This window comes from Comamonas sp. UBA7840 (genome assembly GCF_002501455.1).
GTDB lineage: Bacteria > Pseudomonadota > Gammaproteobacteria > Burkholderiales > Burkholderiaceae_C > Comamonas > Comamonas jiangduensis.
Map to the genome: position 1 here is coordinate 25,813 of NZ_DLTI01000021.1, position 17,757 is coordinate 43,569.

The 17,757-nt window shown below is 60.6% G+C and carries 10 protein-coding genes; 5 read left to right on the plus strand and 5 right to left on the minus strand.

All coding sequences use genetic code 11. From position 1 onward, the window contains the following. The first annotated feature begins 16 nt into the window (after window positions 1-16). The 5 genes from B3R00_RS06835 to pntB all read left to right on the plus strand — a co-directional run bounded on the left by B3R00_RS06835 (window position 17) and on the right by pntB (window position 9,028). A complete protein-coding gene (locus B3R00_RS06835) occupies window positions 17-3,184 on the plus strand; it encodes an efflux RND transporter permease subunit (protein ID WP_286998246.1) in 3,168 nt (1,055 codons plus the stop codon). Continuing rightward, window positions 3,181-4,656, plus strand: coding sequence for an efflux transporter outer membrane subunit (locus B3R00_RS06840; protein WP_286998247.1), 1,476 nt, complete (start codon window positions 3,181-3,183; stop codon window positions 4,654-4,656). The genes B3R00_RS06835 and B3R00_RS06840 overlap by 4 nt, the downstream gene beginning before the upstream one ends. A 323-nt stretch (window positions 4,657-4,979) precedes the next feature. Further along, window positions 4,980-5,435 carry an Lrp/AsnC family transcriptional regulator gene (locus tag B3R00_RS06845; protein ID WP_219164478.1) on the plus strand — a complete coding sequence of 152 codons (456 nt, stop codon included), beginning with the start codon at window positions 4,980-4,982 and terminating at the stop codon, window positions 5,433-5,435. A 546-nt stretch (window positions 5,436-5,981) separates the two neighbouring features. Further along, complete coding sequence (locus B3R00_RS06850; RefSeq protein ID WP_286998248.1) at window positions 5,982-7,589, plus strand: Re/Si-specific NAD(P)(+) transhydrogenase subunit alpha; 1,608 nt, start codon at window positions 5,982-5,984, stop codon at window positions 7,587-7,589. Between the two features lie 23 nt (window positions 7,590-7,612). Then, entirely contained in the window at window positions 7,613-9,028 is a 1,416-nt protein-coding gene (pntB, locus tag B3R00_RS06855) for a Re/Si-specific NAD(P)(+) transhydrogenase subunit beta (RefSeq protein WP_286998249.1), read from the plus strand. A gap of 451 nt (window positions 9,029-9,479) precedes the next feature. Here pntB and B3R00_RS06860 read toward each other — a convergent pair whose 3' ends face one another. The 5 genes from B3R00_RS06860 to B3R00_RS06880 all read right to left on the minus strand — a co-directional run bounded on the left by B3R00_RS06860 (window position 9,480) and on the right by B3R00_RS06880 (window position 17,628). Further along, window positions 9,480-10,892 (minus strand): amino acid permease, encoded by a 1,413-nt coding sequence (locus B3R00_RS06860; protein WP_312426309.1) that lies wholly within the window; start codon window positions 10,890-10,892, stop codon window positions 9,480-9,482. 253 nt (window positions 10,893-11,145) lie between these two features. Further along, window positions 11,146-12,273, minus strand: coding sequence for an ABC transporter permease (locus B3R00_RS06865; protein ID WP_174863268.1), 1,128 nt, complete (start codon window positions 12,271-12,273; stop codon window positions 11,146-11,148). A 33-nt stretch (window positions 12,274-12,306) separates the two neighbouring features. After that, window positions 12,307-15,123: a ribosome-associated ATPase/putative transporter RbbA gene (gene rbbA / locus B3R00_RS06870; protein WP_286998253.1), complete on the minus strand. Its 2,817-nt coding sequence runs from the start codon at window positions 15,121-15,123 to the stop codon at window positions 12,307-12,309. Between the two features lie 4 nt (window positions 15,124-15,127). Next, window positions 15,128-16,204, minus strand: a complete 1,077-nt coding sequence (locus B3R00_RS06875; RefSeq protein ID WP_286998255.1) for an HlyD family secretion protein — start codon at window positions 16,202-16,204, stop codon at window positions 15,128-15,130. A 14-nt stretch (window positions 16,205-16,218) separates the two neighbouring features. Continuing rightward, on the minus strand, window positions 16,219-17,628 hold the full coding sequence (locus tag B3R00_RS06880; RefSeq protein ID WP_286998256.1) for an efflux transporter outer membrane subunit: 1,410 nt from the start codon (window positions 17,626-17,628) through the stop codon (window positions 16,219-16,221). Window positions 17,629-17,757 lie beyond the last annotated feature (129 nt).

Sequence of the window (17,757 nt, forward strand, 5' to 3'; positions counted from 1 at the left end):
GGGAAGCGATCGCATCATGGCGCAGTTTTTTATCAATCGACCCATTTTTGCGTGGGTCATCTCCATCGTCATCATGCTTGCGGGGGCCTTGTCCATTTTTACTCTGCCGCTGGAGCAATACCCCGACATTGCACCGCCGCGCGTGACTATTGGCGCCCAGTACACGGGCGCTTCCGCCGAAACGGTGGAAAACTCCGTCACCCAGATCATTGAGCAGCAGCTCAAGGGCATCGACAACATGCTCTATATGAGCTCGACGTCTGATGCCTCGGGGCGCTCGCGCACCACCTTGACGTTTGCGCCGGGCACCGACATTGACGTGGCCCAGGTGCAGGTGCAAAACAAGCTGCAGGCAGCGATGAACCGCCTGCCCGATGCGGTCAAAAGCCGCGGTGTTTTTGTGACCAAGGGCGGCCAAGACTTTTTGGTGACGTACAGCTTTTACTCCACTGACCCGTCTATGACGCAGGTGGACATTGGCGACTACCTGAACTCCAACTTGGTGGACGTGCTGGGCCGTCTGGACGGGGTGGGTGACATCAACGTGTTTGGTACGTTCTATGCCATGCGCATCTGGATGGATCCGGCCCTGATGCAAAAGTACGCGCTCATGCCGTCTGACCTGATCTCCGCGCTGAACGCCCAAAACGCCCAAGTTTCCGCAGGGCAACTGGGTGCGTTACCTGCGGTGAGTAACCAGCAGCTCAATGCCACCATCACGGCCCGCACCAAGCTGCAGACGGTGGAAGAGTTTGAAAACATTGTGCTCAAAACATCGCCCGATGGCTCGGTCGTCACCATCAAAGATGTGGCGTGGGTAGAGCTGGGTGCAGACAACCTTACCGTCAAGGCCAAGCTCAACGGCATGCTGGGGGCGGGCATGGGGATTGTGCTGGCCGATGGGGCCAACGCGATGGAAGTGTCCGACGCTGTGGCCGCCAAACTGGCGGAGTTGAAAGAGTTTTTCCCCAACGAGATTGACTATTTTGTCAGCTCGGACTCCACACCGTTCGTGCGCGCGTCGATCCAGGAGGTGGTCAAGGCTTTGGCCGAAGCGATGGTGCTGGTGGTGATCGTGATGTTCATCTTCTTGCAGAACTTCCGTGCCACTTTGATTCCGGCCATTGCCGTGCCCGTGGTTCTGCTTGGCACGTTTGGGGTCTTGTCGGTGGCCGGTTACTCCATCAACACACTGACCATGTTTGCCATGGTGCTGGCGATTGGCTTGCTGGTGGACGATGCGATTGTGGTGGTCGAGAACGTCGAGCGTGTGATGCATGAGACGGGGCTGTCCGCCAAGGAGGCGACGCGCAAGTCCATGGGGGAAATTACCTCAGCGCTGGTGGGCATTGGGGTCACGCTATCTGCTGTGTTTGTGCCCATGGCCTTCTTTGGCGGCTCGACCGGGGTGATTTACCGCCAGTTCTCCATCACCATTGTGGCGGCGATGGCGTTCTCGGTGTTTGTGGCGCTGACCCTCACGCCCGCGCTGTGCGCTACCATTTTGAAAGCGCCCTCCAACCACGGCCAAGAAAAGCATATGCGCCGTGGCTTGCTGGGGCTGAATGACCGCTTTTTCCGCTGGTTCAACCACCACTTTGATGCCACAGCGCTGCGCTACCAAAGCACGGTGGCGTGGACGCTGGGCCGTGCCAAACGCATGATGCTGATCTTCTTGGTCATTTTGGCTGGCGTGTGGTGGCTGATGAGCAAGCTGCCCACTTCGTTCTTGCCGGATGAAGACCAAGGCTTTGTCTACGTCAACGTGAACTTGCCCGCAGGTGCCTCCGATGCGCGTTTGCAGGCGGTGCTCGATGAGGTGCGGGAGTATTTCCTCAAGCAGCCCGATGTGGTCAGTTTCAACCAGGTTTCGGGCTTGAGTGGCGACCAAAGCTCTGCACGCGGTTTTGTGCGCTTGAAGACGTGGGCAGAACGCCCGCTGCCCAGCCAGTCTGCAGGCACTTTTGCACACCGTGCCACGCAGGAGTTGGCCTATATCCGCGACGCCCGCATCTTCGTGATGCAGCCACCTGCCGTGCGTGGCTTGGGCTCCAACGCAGGCTTTAACTTCATGCTCAAGGACTTGAACGGTTTGGGGCACGACGCTTTGCTGGCGGCCAAAGACCAGTTTTTGGCCCAAGCGCGCAACCACCCTGAGCTGACGGGGCTGCGCGCCACCAATTTGGACGATGCCACCGAGCTGCGTCTGGACATTGATGATCGCAAGGCGGCTGCGCTGAACCTGTCGTACAGCGACATCAACAGCGTGCTCTCCAGCGCCATGGGCGGCACCTATGTCAACGACTTTTTGAACAACGGCCGCGTCAAGCGCGTCTACATCCAGGGCGATGCGCCGCACCGCATGCTGCCGCAAGATATTGCCAAGTGGTCGGTGCGCAACAAAAACGGTGAGATGGTGCCTTTCAGCGCTTTCTCTACCACGCACTGGGCTTATGGCTCGCCGCAGCTGCTGCGCTACAACGGCTCGCCCGCCTATGAAATTGTGGGCAATGCAGCGCCGGGCGTGAGTTCGGGTGTCGCCATGCAGGTGGTGGAGGAGATTCTCAAAACCATGCCCAACGGCATTGGCTATGAGTGGACGGGAGCTTCGCTGCAAGAGCGCCAGTCTGGTGCACAAGCGCCGCTGCTGTATGCCATCTCTATTTTGTTTGTGTTCCTGTGCCTGGCCGCGCTGTATGAAAGCTGGACGGTGCCACTGTCTGTGATGCTGGCGGTGCCGCTGGGGGTGGTCGGGGCGCTGCTGGCAACCTATACGCGAGGCTTGACCAACGACGTGTATTTCCAGGTGGGCTTGCTCACCACGGTGGGTCTGGCGTCGAAGAACGCCATCTTGATTGTGGAGTTTGCGGTGCAGTTGCAAGAGCAGGGCAAGAGCCTGTTCAACGCCACGGTGGAAGCCGTGCGCATGCGCTTGCGTCCCATCTTGATGACGTCGCTGGCGTTTGGTTTCGGCGTGATTCCGCTGGCCCTGGGCACTGGCGCAGGCGCCGGGGGGCGCAACGCGATTGGTACCGCAGTGCTGGGTGGCACGGTGGCCTCTACCGTGCTGGGTTTGTTCATGGTGCCCGTGTTCTTCTTGCTGGTGCGCTCTTGGTTTAAGAGCCGCAGCCGCACAGATGACACCCCTCACACGCCCACCACGACACAGGAAACCCGCGCATGAAACAGCAGACTTTGACGATGCGGCCCGTGATGGCTGCAGCCGTGGCCTCAGCCTTGCTGACGGCCTGTAATTTGGCGCCGACATACCAGCAACCTGCGGCGGGCATGGTGCCGGAGACCGTGACGGCCCAGGCGGGCGTGCCCGTGCAAGCCAGCGAGGCGGCATTGAGCTACGCGCAAGCGCAGGCTTGGATCCAAAGCCCGCAGCTGCGCGAGGTGGTGGCGCTGGCGCTGAGCCACAACCGCGACCTGCGTGTGGCGCTTGACAACATGGAAAAAGCACGGGCGCAGTACGGCATTACGCGTGCCGATTTGTTACCCAGCATTACGGCGCAAGGGCAGGGCACACGCAGCCGCACCAGCGCAGAGTTAAACCCTGCGGGCCAATCCTCTGTCAACGAGCAATACACCGCGCAGTTGGGCTTTACCAGCTATGAAATCGACTTCTGGGGCCGTGTACGCAATTTGAGTGAAGCGGGTTTGCAGGCGTTTTTGCAGTCCGAGGGCAACCAGCGCAATGTGCAGATTGGCTTGGTGGCCGATGTCAGCAACGCCTGGCTGACCTTGGCGGCCGACATGGCCCGTTTGCAGCTGGCCCAAGATACCTTGGCGAGCCGCGAAAAAGCGTATGCGCTGACCAAGCGCATGTTTGAGATCGGCTCCACCTCGGGGCTGGTGTTGGCGCAAAACCTGTCCACGGTCGAAACCGCGCGCGTGGATGTGGCGGCCTACACCTCGCAAGTGGCGCGTGACCGTAACGCGCTGCACTTGCTGGTGGGTGGCGCTGTGCCTGCCGAGTTGCTGCCCAGTGTGCAGACACTGGCCGTGAACGATGCCAATAACTTGGCGCTGTTGCCCGTGCCGCAAGCCTTGCCTTCCAGCGTATTGCTGCAACGCCCCGATGTACAGGCGGCAGAACACAATCTGCGTGCCATGAATGCCAATATTGGCGCGGCGCGTGCGGCGCTGTTCCCCAGCATTACGCTGACCGGCAGTGTGGGTTCAGGCAGCCGGGAGCTGGATGCCCTGTTTGGCGGCGGCACCAGCACCTGGAGCTTTATGCCGCAAATTAAGCTGCCAATTTTTGAGGGCGGGCGTTTGCGTGCCGGCGTGCAGGTGGCCGAGGCCAACCAGCGCATTGCCCTGTCACAGTACGAAAAAGCCGTGCAAACCGCTTTCAAGGAAGTGGCAGATGCGCTGGCAGACCGTGCCCAGTGGGGCGATCGCCTGGGCGCCCAAACCGGCATGGTGCTGGCTACGCAAAAAGCATTTGATTTGTCGGAGGCACGTTTTCAGGCCGGGGTCGACAACTATCTCACGGTGCTGGATGCGCAGCGCAGCCTGTACGCGGCGCAGCAAACCCTCATCAGCCTGCGTCTGTCGGAGCAAATCAACCGCGTGACGCTGTGGAAGGCGCTGGGTGGACAAGAGGCGCTGGCCCTGGTGTCGGATGCCCAAGAAATTGCAAAATAGATAGCTGCTAGCGCTTATGGGATAAGCGCTAGTGCCTTTTTTTATGCAAACAAGGTACTGCTGCCGCCAACAAAAAGGCCGATCTGCGAGGGGTATTGCAGATCGGCCTTTTTGCGTAGTGCATAGCGCGTGGGTCACATAGCAGCGGGCAAACGGTAAATTGCCGTGGCGATGAAATGGCGTTGAACATCGCCGGTAGGCGTTGCTTCCATGCCTTGAAGTGTGCGTGTTGCAGTGCAAAAAATGTTGCTGTCATGCTATGAAATTAGGGTGAATACAGAAAAAAAACATGTGTATTTAATATTTGCAGCAAAATTTGCTGCATGGACAAAATTGACAGAAAAATCATTGCGCAATTGCAGTGCAATGCACGAGCCAGCCTGCAAGAAATAGGGCAGGCCGTGGGCCTGAGCCCATCGCCGTGCTGGACGCGCATCAAACGCATGGAAGACGAAGGCGTGATTGAGGGTTACACCGTGCGCCTGAACCCCCAAGCCCTGGGTTTGAACGATACGGTGCTGTTGATGGTTACGCTCAACAGCCACAGCGACAACACGCTGGAAAAATTTGGTGAGCAGCTGGCCACCATTCCCGAGGTGGTGGAGGCGCATTTGGTGTCTGGCACTTACGACTATCTGCTGCGCGTCATGGTCAAAGACACGCGGGACTACGAGCGTTTGCTGCGTGAAAAACTCTACAAAATCAAAGGCATTCAGCACAGCCAGTCTATGTTTGTGCTGCGCACCCTCAAGCGTGCCGAGATGCCTTTGGGGGTGTAGGCGCTTCGGTAAAGAGAGCTGGTAGCGGTGGCGAATGCTTGCTTTGCGATGTAAATCAATACGTACCTATTGCATATCAAGCGCCTCAAGCTCCTCTTTTTGAAGAGGCTGGCAACGAGTGGCATTCCACAGCACCGCAGGCAGCGTGCTTAAATCCGAGTGCGTTATGTGTGATTTGCATGAGCTAATGCCGAAGAGTAGGGGCATGCCGATCTGCGTTGGCTCATGCAGCGCTGCGCTAGAAAAGCGCTTGACGCACTCTGCATGCACCTAAAAAGTGCAGCACGAATGCAGCGTGCGCGGCAGCCTTTTTGTGCACCGCTGTGGTGCGCATACAGCAAGCGAATGGATTCTTGCCGTTACCATTTAGCGAACGCTTCCCAGCGGTTGCCCTATCTGTGGCACCCTGTCTGTGAACTTGTCTCTATCCATGCCGCTGTATTCCACAAGTAGCCAGCGGCGCTCACGCGGTGGCGCACGCGCAATACGGGCGCAGTTGAACATCGCGGCAACGCATACCAAACTTGTCTTCAGGAGATTTCTTATATGCAAGATCCTCTCGCACACCCGCCCCAGTGCATTGGCGTGCCAAAGGAAACTTTTCCTCTGGAAAAGCGCGTGGCCACGGTGCCCGATGTGGTGGAAAAGCTGATCAAACTGGGCTTTACCGTGGCGGTGGAGTCTGGCGCCGGTGATGCGGCCAACTTCAGCGACGACGCTTACCGCGCGGCGGGCGCGCAGATTGTCGACAACGCTGCGGCCCTGTGGGCTGCGGCAGACATTGTCTTCAAGGTGCGCCCACCCAGCAGCGAAGAAGTGGCGCTGATGCGCGAAGGCACCACGCTGGTGGACTTCATCTGGCCTGCACAAAACCCTGAATTGATGCAGCAGCTGGCCGCCAAGCAAGCCACCGTATTGGCGATTGACTGCCTGCCGCGCACGCTCAGCCGGGCGCAGAAGATGGATGCGCTGACCTCCACAGCCGGTGTCTCCGGCTACCGTGCGGTGATTGAGGCGGCCAACGCCTTTGGCCGCTACTTCAACGGCCAGATCACGGCGGCAGGCAAGGTGCCTCCGGCCAAGGTGTTTATTGCGGGCGCTGGCGTGGCCGGTTTGGCCGCGATTGGCACGGCGGCCAACTTGGGCGCCATCGTGCGTGCCAACGACACCCGTGCCGAGGTGGCTGACCAGGTCAAGTCGCTGGGCGGCGAATTTGTGAAGGTGGACTACGAGGAAGATGGCGCAGGCGGCGGCGGTTACGCCAAGGTCATGAGCGAGGGCTTTCAGGCCGCGCAGCGCGCCATGTATGCCGAGCAGGCCAAGGATGCCGACATCATCATCACCACGGCGCTGATTCCCGGCAAACCCGCGCCCAAGCTGATTACGGCGGAGATGGTGCAAAGCATGAAGCCCGGCAGCGTGATTGTGGACATGGCCGCCGAGCAAGGCGGTAACTGCGAGCTGACGGTGCGCGATGAAGCCGTGGTGCGCCATGGCGTGACCATCATTGGTTACACCGATTTGGCTTCGCGCCTGGCCAAGCAGTCGTCTACGCTGTATGCCACCAACTTGCTGCGCCTGACGGAAGAGCTGTGCAAGGCCAAGGATGGTGTGGCCGTGGTCAATATGGACGACGATGCCATCCGCGGCCTCACCGTGATCAAGCAAGGCGAAGTGACATGGCCTGCGCCGCCCCTCAAAGCGGCCCCTGCACCGGCTCCCAAGCCTGCGGCTGCGCCTGTGGAGCAGAAAAAGGGCGGGCATGGGCATGGTGCTTCTGGCCCCTTGCCTGCCAAGACACTGGCCATCATTTTTGCGATTGCGGCGGTGGCTTTCTGGTTCATCGGTGCGTACGCGCCTGCGGCCTTCCTGGGCCACTTCACCGTGTTTGTGCTGGCCTGCTTTATTGGCTACATGGTGGTGTGGAACGTGACGCCTGCGCTGCACACGCCACTGATGAGTGTGACCAACGCCATCTCCAGCATCATCGCCATCGGCGCGTTGGTGCAAATTGCCTCGCCCGCTGCGGGCAGCGAAGGGCGGCCTGACAGCCTGATCACGTGGCTGGCGTTTGCCGCGCTGGTGCTCACGGCCATCAATATGTTTGGTGGCTTTGCGGTGACACGCCGCATGCTGGCCATGTTCCGCAAGTAAGAACGACAAGAGGAAGCTTTTCAATGTCCCAAAGCCTTGCAACGGTGGCCTATCTGGGCGCCGCTATTTTGTTTATCTTGAGTCTGGGGGGCCTGTCCAACCCGGAAACTTCGCGCCGCGGCAATCTGTTTGGCATGCTGGGTATGACACTGGCCATTGTGGCTACCGTGTTTGGCCCCAGCGTAACTGCCAACGGTATTGCGTGGATTGTGGGGGCCCTGGTCATCGGTGGCGGTATTGGCTTGTACGCCGCCAAGGTGGTGAAGATGACCCAGATGCCCGAGCTGGTGGCGCTGATGCACAGCCTGGTGGGCCTGGCGGCCTGCTTGGTGGGTTTTGCCAGCTATGTGGACACGTCCATCCAGCTGGCAGGTGCAGAAAAGGCCATCCACGAAGTGGAAATCTACGTGGGCATCTTGATTGGTGCGGTCACGTTCTCGGGTTCGCTGATTGCCTTTGGCAAGCTCAACGGCAAGATCGGCGGCAAGCCGCTGCTGCTGCCCGCGCGCCACTGGCTGAACTTGGTGGCGCTGCTGGTGGTGGTCTGGTTTGGCCGCGAGTTCCTACGCGCTGAAACCGTGGCCGATGGCATGCTTCCCTTGATCGTCATGACGGTGATTGCGCTGCTGTTTGGCGTGCACATGGTGATGGCGATTGGCGGTGCGGACATGCCCGTGGTGGTGTCCATGCTCAACAGCTACTCGGGCTGGGCCGCTGCGGCCACGGGCTTTATGCTGGGCAACGACTTGCTGATCGTGACTGGCGCGCTGGTGGGCTCTTCGGGCGCCATCCTGAGCTACATCATGTGCCAGGCCATGAACCGCAACTTCATCAGCGTGATCGCCGGTGGCTTTGGCTCCGGTGCTCCCGCCAAAAAGAGCGGTGATGGCGCAGCTGCCGAGCCCCAGGGGGAAGTGACGCCTGTCAGCGCCAGCGAAACGGCAGAAATGTTGCGCGATGCCAAGCGCGTCATCATCGTGCCCGGCTACGGCATGGCCGTGGCTCAGGCCCAGCACACCGTCAACGAAATCACCAAAACCTTGCGCGACAAGGGCGTGGAAGTGCGCTTTGCCATTCACCCCGTGGCAGGTCGTATGCCTGGGCACATGAACGTGCTGCTGGCCGAGGCCAAGGTGCCGTACGACATCGTCATGGAGATGGATGAGATCAACGAAGACTTCCCAGAGACCGATGTGGCCATCGTCATTGGCGCCAACGACATCGTGAACCCTGCTGCGCAAGATGACCCAGACAGCCCCATCGCTGGCATGCCGGTGCTGGAAGTGTGGAAGGCCAAAACCTCCATCGTGATGAAGCGCTCCATGGCCTCTGGCTATGCGGGTGTCGACAATCCGCTGTTCTACAAGGACAACAACCGCATGCTGTTCGGCGATGCCAAGAAGATGCTCGATGAGGTGCTGGCTGCATTGAAAGCCTGAACCATCACGCGCTGAACCCTGCCCTGGCAGGGGTGAGCAGCTGATGCGAAACCAAGCCCGTGGTGAATGCCACGGGCTTTTTTGTTCTGGGGCGCAGGGGCAAGTTATGCGCGATCACTTGCATGGGGTGCTGCCAGTCCATCGGCATCGAAAGAGTATGGGGTTTGGCAGAACCTGGAAGGACAAGGCGCCGCTTGCCGGAGAAATCCCGGTGTGACGCAATCGCGCACTGTCATGTGCTGCGATTAATGAAGAGCGGCTAGCGCTGATACAGCAATGGTTTGCACATATAAAGCATGTGAAAACAAGCAATAACCAGCGCTGGCAGCTTAGCTTTTCATAGCGTGGTCGTGCATGGAGGCACACCACAAAGTGGCACAGCACAAAGGCCCGCCATAAACAACAAGGCCATCTGCTGGCAGATGGCCTTGTGGGAGATCATGCGGGCAGCTTAATGGCTGCCGCTGATGTCCATCTCTTCCAGTTTCACCAAGCGGCTGCCTTTGCTGAATTTGTAGCCCAGCCAGATCAGCAAGAACAAGGGAATGCCAATGTAGGTGGCAACCACGCCGGTCCAGTCAATGGTGTCGGCCAGGAAGGCTTCGTAGTTTTGGCCCAGGGTAATGACCAGGCACAGCACAAATGCAAAGATGGGGCCCACCGGGAAAGCCGCAGCGCGGTAAGGCAGCTGGTGCGTATCAAAGCCTTGCACCACACAGGCGCGGCGGAAGCGATAGTGGCTGACGGCAATGCCCAGCCAGGCGATAAAGCCGCACATGCCCGACAGGTTCAGCAGCCAGATGTAGACCGACTCCGGGCTGAACACATTGGTGAAAAAGCACAGGGCGGCAATCACGGTGGTGGCGATCAGCGCCATGATGGGCACACCGCGGCTGTTGACGTAGGCAAACACCTTGGGCGCCATGCCTTGCTTGGCCAGTGCATACAGCATGCGGGTGGAGGCATACATGCCTGAGTTACCGGCCGACAGCACCGAAGTGAGTACCACCGCGTTCATCACGGCAGCGGCGCCCAGAAGGCCCGCGCGCTCAAACACCAGGGTGAAGGGGCTGACGCTGATGTCGCCCAGATCGTTGCGCAGCAGCTTGGGGTCGGTATAGGGCACCAGCAGGCCAATGATCAAAATGGCAAACACATAGAACAGCAAAATACGCCAAAACACCTTGCGCACCGCGCGGGGCACGTTTTTGGCCGGGTCTTCCGACTCGCCCGCGGCAATGCCGATCAGCTCGGTACCCTGGAACGAAAAGCCCACAATCATGGCCACACCGATCAGCGCGGCAAAGCCACCGGCAAACGGTGCATCCCCTGCGGTGAAGTTGGCGACATTGCCCCAGATGCCATCGGGCGCGCCGCCGGTCATGATGCCAAACACCATCAGCAGGCCAATGCCAATAAAGACCAGCACGGTGACCACCTTGATGGCGGCAAACCAGAACTCCGACTCGCCAAACCCCTTGGAAGACAGCGAGTTCAGGCCAAACATCAGGGCCAGAAACAGCGCGCTCCACAGCAAGCCATTGACGTCGGGGAACCAGTAGGCCATCACCAACTGGGCGGCCACCAAATCCACGGCAATCGTGACAGCCCAGTTGTACCAATAGTTCCAGCCCAGCGCGAAGCCAAAACCCTCGTCCACATACTTGGCACCGTAGGTGGCAAACGAGCCAGAGACGGGCAGGTGCGAGGCCATCTCGCCCAAGCTGGTCATCAGGAAGTAAACCATCAGGCCAATAACGCAGTACGCCAGCAGTGCGCCGCCGGGGCCCGCTTGCGAGATGGTGGCGCCAGAGGCCACAAACAGGCCGGTGCCGATAGAGCCGCCAATGGCGATCATCGACATGTGTCGGGCCTTGAGGCCGCGGCGCAAAGAGGACACGGGGGAGTCAGCAGACATAAACGCGGGTTGCAAAACAAAGAAAGCATCCGACCGGCGCGCAAGCCGTGGGGGATGGGTAAACAAAACGGCCGCATTGCTGCGGCCGCTCAATTCCGTACGGGCCCGAATTTTGGGTGATGCCACTCATCTTGTGCAGCGATGGCATTAATGACCCTACAGCCAGTTAAGGCGCGCTAAATAGGGCGGCAGGCAGCCCTCAGGCCATGGAGCTGATGGTTTTGCGAAAGCGCGACAGCGCCAGTGCAAACAGCACGCAGCCGATGGCAAACAGCGCCAAAAACTGCGGCCACACCACATCCAGCCCAGCGCCACGGTACAAAATGCCTTGGGCCAGACTCACGAAATGGGTGGTGGGGGCGGCCAGCATGACGTCTTGCACCAGCTGCGGCATGGACTCGCGCGGCGTGGTGCCCCCCGACAGCAGCTGCAGCGGCAGCAGCGTCAGCACCATCAACAGGCCAAACTGCGGCATGGAGCGCGCCACGGTGGCCATGAAGATGCCCATGGCCGTGGTGGCAAACAGGCACAGCGCCGCACCGGCCATGAACAGCGCAATGCTGCCCTCAATCGGCACTTGCAAAAAGCCGCGCACCACCAGGTTCAGCGACACCCCGGCCGCCACCAGCACCACGGCGCCCATGGACCACACTTTGGCCAGCATGATTTCAGTGGGCGTGACGGGCATGACCAGCAAGTGCTCAATCGTGCCGTGCTCACGCTCGCGGATCAGGGCAGCGCCCGTGAGGATGATGGAGAGCATGGTCACGTTGTTGATGATTTGCATCACCCCGCCAAACCACATTTTGTTGAGCGAGGGGTTAAAGCGCGCGCGCACTTCCAGCGCCACGGGGGTGCTGGCCGCCGCGCGGTGGCGTTGCACAAATTCGTTGACCTCGGCCATCACAATCTGCTGGATATAGCCGTTGCCCGAGAAGGCCTGGCTCATGCGCGTGGCATCCACATTCAATTGCAGCTCAACTTTTTTGCCCGCCAGCACATCGCGCTGAAAGCCTGGGGGAATGGTCAGCGCAAAGGTGAACTTGCCCGCGTCCATGCCGGGGTCCACCGCTTGCACGCCTGAGAGCTGCAAGGGCATGAAATGGGGCGGGTAAAAGGCCGAGGTAATGCGCGCCGACAGCGGTGACTGGTCTTCGTCCACGATGGCAATCGGGGCGTGGTGCAGCGTCTCGGGCATGGCCGATGCGGCGGTGTACACCGACAGGGTGAAGGTATAGACAATCAGCACCAGCATGACGGGGTCGCGCCACAGGCTCCACAGCTCTTTGACGCCCAGACGCCAGATATTTTTCAAGCTATGCCGCATTGCAAAGCCTCCTGTCAAACATAGGGGCCATGGCTATTTGTCCTGCTTGGGCAGCGCCCACACGGCAATCCCCATGATGACGGGGATTGCCGCCAGCAGTGGCCAGAAAGAGGCGGCCAGATCGTGCAGGTCCAGCGCCTTGCTAAATACGCCACGGCTGATGGTGAACATGTGCGTGGCCGGGTAGTACTCACCAATGATGCGGCCCGCGCCTTCCAGGGATGAGACGGGGTCGGTCAGTCCCGAAAACTGGGTGGCCGGAATCAGCGTGCCCAGCATGGCAAAAAACATGGCGGCAATCTGGCTGCGCGTGACGGCCGACGCCAGCAGGCCCATGCCGGTGGTGATGATGCTGAAGATCAACGCCGCCAGCGTGAGTGTGAACACGCTGCCGGTGATGGGCACATCAAACACCAGCACGGCCATCAGGCACATGAGCACATAGTTCAGCATGGCCAGTGCCACATAAGGCAGTTGCTTGCCCAGCAAAAACTCCATGCGCGTGACTGGGGTGACGTACAGGTTCACGATGGAGCCCAGCTCTTTCTCGCGCACCACCGCCAGCGCAGTGAGCATGGCGGGCAGCATCATCAGCAGCAGCGGAATGACGGCTGGCACCATGGCGGGCAGGCTTTTTACGTCTGGGTTGTAGCGAAAACGGGTTTCCATGCTGACCTGGCTGCTCAGCCGCTGCCCGGTGCGTTCGCGCACCTGCTCGGCCAGCCAATACTGGTGAATGCCTTGCACATAGCCCTTGACGGTTTCGCCGCGGGTGGGCATGGCGCCGTCAAACCAGGCGCCCACAGCCGTGGGGGTGCCGCGCAGAATGTCGCGCCCAAAACCGGGGGGGATTTCAATGGCCACCACAATCTTGCCGGCCCGCATGCGCTGGTCCAGATCTTCGTAAGACGTCAGCGGCGGTTGCTCCACAAAATAGCGCGAGCCCGACAGGCTTTGCGTGTAGCTTTGGCTCAGCGTGCTTTGGTCGCGGTCCAGCACGGCAAATGTCAGGTCTTCCACATCAAAGCTGATGCCAAAGCCAATCACCACCATCAGCACCAGCGAGCCCACCAGCGCCAGCGTGGCGCGCATCGGGTCGCGCTGCAGCTCCAGCGACTCGCGCCACAGATAGCTCCACATGCGCTGCAGGCTAAAGCGGGGGGGGGCGCTAGTGCTATGAGAAACCATAGCGCCTTGCGCTGGTGATTGCTCGGTTTCAGATGGTTTTGATGCTGAAGTGCTTGTTTTATCAGCGCTGGCAGCTATTTTTTTGGTGTTGAGGTCGGGGGCAGGTTCGCCCGATGCTTCCACCAGATAGCCAATAAATGCTTCTTCCAGCGTCGCCGCGCCGCGCTTTTCAACCAGCTTGGCGGGCACGTCGGAGTCGAGCACTTTGCCCGCGTGCATCATGGACATGCGGTCGCAGCGCTCGGCCTCGTTCATGAAGTGGGTGGAGATGAAAATCGTCACCTTGTCGCGGCGCGACAGCTCCACCAGCAAACGCCAGAATTGGTCGCGCGCCACCGGGTCTACGCCAGAGGTGGGTTCATCCAGAATCAGCAACTCCGGGCTGTGCACCATGGCCACGGCCAGCGACAGGCGCTGGCGCAGGCCCAGCGGCAGTTGCTCGGGCAGCTCGTGGCGCTCTTGCTGCAGGCCAAAGCGCTGCAACATGGCTTCTACGCGGGCGTTGATTTGCTCTGGCGGCACATGAAACAGCTGCGCGTGCAGCACCAGGTTTTGCAGCACGGTCAGCTCGCCGTACAGCGAAAACGCTTGCGACATATAGCCCACGCGGCGGCGCGTGGCAATGTCGTGCGGATCGACCTCATGGCCAAACAGCCAGGCTTTGCCTTCGCTGGCAGGCATCAGGCCGGTCAGCATTTTCATGGTGGTGGATTTACCGCAGCCGTTGGAGCCCAGAAAGCCAAAAATCTCGCCCCGGCGAATGCGAAAGTTCACGTGATCCACGGCCACAAAGTCACCAAACCGCATGGTGAGGTCTTGGGCCTCAATCGCGATGTCATCGTCGCTGGCCTGCAGCGGTGGAATCAGCACCTCGCTGTGCCCGTGCTTTTTGGCCTGCGGCAGCAAGGCGATGAAAGCCGCCTCCAGCGATGCTGTGTGCGTGCGCTGCAGCAGCTCATCGGGCGTGCCAGTGGCCAGAATCTGGCCGTCGTCCATGGCCACCAGCCAGTCAAACCGCTGGGCTTCGTCCATATAGGCCGTTGCCACCAGCACACTCATGTGAGGGCGTGTGGTGCGGATGCGGTTGATTAAATCCCAGAACTGCGCGCGGGCCAGCGGGTCTACGCCGGTGGTGGGCTCGTCCAGAATCAGCAAGTCCGGGTCGTGGATCAGTGCGCAGCACAAACCCAGCTTTTGTTTCATACCGCCCGACAGCTTGCCTGCGGGGCGCGAGAGAAACTGCTTCAGCCCCGTGCTTTGCGTCAAATCGTCAATGCGTGCGCGGCGTTCGGCCTGGTTGTGGCCAAACAGGCGGGCAAAAAACTGTAGGTTTTCTTCGACCGACAAGGTCGGGTAGAGGTTTTTGCCCAAGCCTTGCGGCATATAGGCAATGCGCGGGCACACAGCGTCACGGTGCGCCTTGCTGCGCATGTCGCCACCCAGCACGTGAACTTCGCCTTCCTGCAACTGGCGTGCCCCAGACAGCAAAGACAGCAGGCTGGATTTGCCCACACCATCAGGCCCAATCAAGCCGACCATGCCTCCTGCCGGAATGTCCAGCGACAGGTCGCGCAGTGCCACTGCGCTGCCATAGCGCAGGTGTACGTTCTGAAGGTGGGCGACCGGCGCCGGGGCAGCACCTGGTACCAAGGTAGCGGCCATGCGCTTACTCCGGCAGCTTCACCTGCAAATGTGCAGGCCACTGTGCGCCAGGCTCGGCCAATACCCAGGCCTGGCCTGGCAGGCCGGTCTTGACCTGGGTGAGGTGTTTTTGCAGCAGTTGCGGATCCAGCTGTGCCTTCACCCGGAACATGAGCTTTTGCCGTTCGCTGGCCGTTTCCACGGTTTTGGGCGTGAACTGCGCGGTGGCGGACACAAACGATACCTTGGCCGGAATCACAAATTGCGGCGCCGCATCCAGCACGATGCGCACTTCGGAGCCCAAGGCAACCCGGCCTGCCACGGTTTCAGGCAAGAAAAAGCTCATGTAGACATCGGCCAAGTCCACCAGATTGAGCACTTTGCCGCCTGCGCCCAGGACTTCACCGGGCTGTGCCAAGCGAAACTGCACGCGGCCATCGCGGGGGGCAAGCAAAGTGCTGTCGTCCAGCTCTGCCGCAACGCGCTGCACGGTAGCTTGTGCAGCCACCACGGCGGAGTCTGCGCCTGTGACTTGTGCCTGGGCGGCGGTAATGGCGGCTTGCGCGGCAGCTGCCTGCGCCTGTGCGGCTTTCAGCGCCGCTTGTGCGCCGCGTACGCGGGCACGGTCATCGTCCAGCTCTTGGGCAGAGCTGGCGCCTTCGCGGGTCAGGGTCTCAGAGCGTGCCAGACGGCGCTGGGCCGCGTCCAAATCGGCTTCACGCTGGGCTACGACGGCAAGGGCCGCAGCGTGGTCACTCTGGCGCAGCGCCACCTGTGCCTTCGAGGCCGCCACGTTGTGGACGGCGCGGTCTTTGCCGGCGACGGCCTCGTCGTACTGCGCCTGCAAGCTGGTAATTTGCATACGTGCCAGCGGCTCGCCCGCTTTCACGAAGTCCCCTTCACCCACCAAAATTTCCTCAACGCGCCCGCCCAGTTTGGTGGCGATGTCCACTTCGGTGGCTTCGATACGGCCATTGCCGCCAGCCAGACCTTCATTGGCGTGGCTGGCTTGCCATTGTTTCCATGCATAACCACCGGCGAGCACCAAAGCAGCGGCTACTGCCAGGAGGGTCAGGGTTTTCTTTTTGCTGTTGTTGGACATGGTGTGTGCGGTATTCAGGAGTGGGGCGTTGGGGTGCTGGCGCTGGCTGCGGGCGCGGCGGTGCCCAAGCTGGTGCCTCCGCCCAATGCGGTGTACAGGCTGACGTGGGCGCTTTGCAGTGCGTAGCACGCTTGCACCAGCTGCTGGGCTGCGCTGAGCAGCTCGCGCTGAGCATCCAGAACGTCCAGATAGGGCGATGCGCCGTTGTCGTAGCGCAGTTGTGCCAGCCGGGCGCGCTCTTGCAGCGATTGCAGATTGCTTTGCTGAATGTCCACTTGCTGGGCCATGCCCTGGCGCATCGCCAGCGCATCGGCCACTTCACGGAATGCCGTCTGGATGGTGCGCTCGTACGTCACCACGGCGGCGTTTTGGCGCACGGCAGCCAAGTCCAGATTGGCTTGGCGCCTGCCACCATCAAAGATGGGCAAGGCAATGCTGGGCATGAACGTCCATGCTTGGCTGCCGGATTCAAACAAGCCGCTGAGCTCGGCACTGCCACTGCCCCAACTGCCGGTCAAGGCAATGCGGGGAAAGAAGGCCGCACGCGCGGCGCCCACTTGTGCGCGTGAGGCGTGCAGCTGGTGCTCGGCGGCGATGATGTCGGGGCGCGCCGTCAGCAGGCTTGAGGGCAAGCCCACAGGTAGGGGGGCAAATATCTGGGCGTCGCGCTCTAGCGGCGGCAGTTGCGCAACGTCGGCCCCGGTGAGCAAATGCAGCGCATGGGCAAGCTGTGCGCGCTCTTGCTCCAGCTGTACAGCGATGGCCAGCGCTTGGTGGTGCAGGCTTTGTACCTGCGTGAGTGCATATTTGCTGGTCGCGCCCACTTCATGGCGGCGCGTGAAGATGCGCAGCGTTTCTGCACGGCTTTGCACGGTGCTGCGCGTTAGCGCCAAACGGTCGTCGGCTTCGCGCAGCGCCAGATAGGTGCGAGCCACTTGCGCCAAAAACGCTTGGCGCGCGGCTTGCGCGCCGGCTTCCGAGGCGAGGTATTGCTGCAGGGCTGCTTCACTGAGTTGGCGCACACGCCCCCACAAATCAAGCTCCCAGCTGTTGAGGCCCACAAAAACCTCGTGATCACTCCCCACAACCGATTGGCGGGAGGCATTCAAATCCCCCGGCACACGGGCGCGGGAGTGGCTGCCGCCCAGGCCGATGCTGGGCAGGCGGTCTGCACGCTGAATTCCATACGCTGCGCGTGCTTCTTGTGCGCGCAGCAAGGCAAGGCGCAGGTCATGGTTGTGGGTGCTGGCTTGCTCAAGCAACTGCTGCAAAGTGCGGTCTTGCACCATGGCTTGCCACGCAGGCAAGCCAGTGTCCGCACTGGCTGTGGCAGCGAAATCACTTGCAGGGTAGTGGGCTGGAAGCGTCGTATTAGGCTCTGTCAGTGCCTGGCTGGGCGCGCAGCCTGTGACAAGTATCGCCATGCAAAGACCGAGGGCTGCATAAGCGCTGGCACGTGGGAGGGGCGGGAAGGCTGAATGCATGTCTGTACGTATGGGGTGCATGGCCTGTTATACCGACCTTGTGCGTCAATCAGCAAATACTGATGCAGT

What these genes read in the sequence shown, in the direction of transcription:
- B3R00_RS06850 (WP_286998248.1), top strand. Translation starts at nt 5,982, where the DNA reads ATGCAAGATCCTCTCGCACACCCGCCCCAGTGCATTGGCGTGCCAAAG.
- B3R00_RS06880 (WP_286998256.1), bottom strand. Translation starts at nt 17,628, where the DNA reads ATGGCGATACTTGTCACAGGCTGCGCGCCCAGCCAGGCACTGACAGAG.
- pntB (WP_286998249.1), top strand. Translation starts at nt 7,613, where the DNA reads ATGTCCCAAAGCCTTGCAACGGTGGCCTATCTGGGCGCCGCTATTTTG.
- B3R00_RS06860 (WP_312426309.1), bottom strand. Translation starts at nt 10,892, where the DNA reads ATGTCGATGATCGCCATTGGCGGCTCTATCGGCACCGGCCTGTTTGTG.
- B3R00_RS06875 (WP_286998255.1), bottom strand. Translation starts at nt 16,204, where the DNA reads ATGTCCAACAACAGCAAAAAGAAAACCCTGACCCTCCTGGCAGTAGCC.
- rbbA (WP_286998253.1), bottom strand. Translation starts at nt 15,123, where the DNA reads ATGGCCGCTACCTTGGTACCAGGTGCTGCCCCGGCGCCGGTCGCCCAC.
- B3R00_RS06840 (WP_286998247.1), top strand. Translation starts at nt 3,181, where the DNA reads ATGAAACAGCAGACTTTGACGATGCGGCCCGTGATGGCTGCAGCCGTG.
- B3R00_RS06835 (WP_286998246.1), top strand. Translation starts at nt 17, where the DNA reads ATGGCGCAGTTTTTTATCAATCGACCCATTTTTGCGTGGGTCATCTCC.
- B3R00_RS06865 (WP_174863268.1), bottom strand. Translation starts at nt 12,273, where the DNA reads ATGCGGCATAGCTTGAAAAATATCTGGCGTCTGGGCGTCAAAGAGCTG.
- B3R00_RS06845 (WP_219164478.1), top strand. Translation starts at nt 4,980, where the DNA reads ATGGACAAAATTGACAGAAAAATCATTGCGCAATTGCAGTGCAATGCA.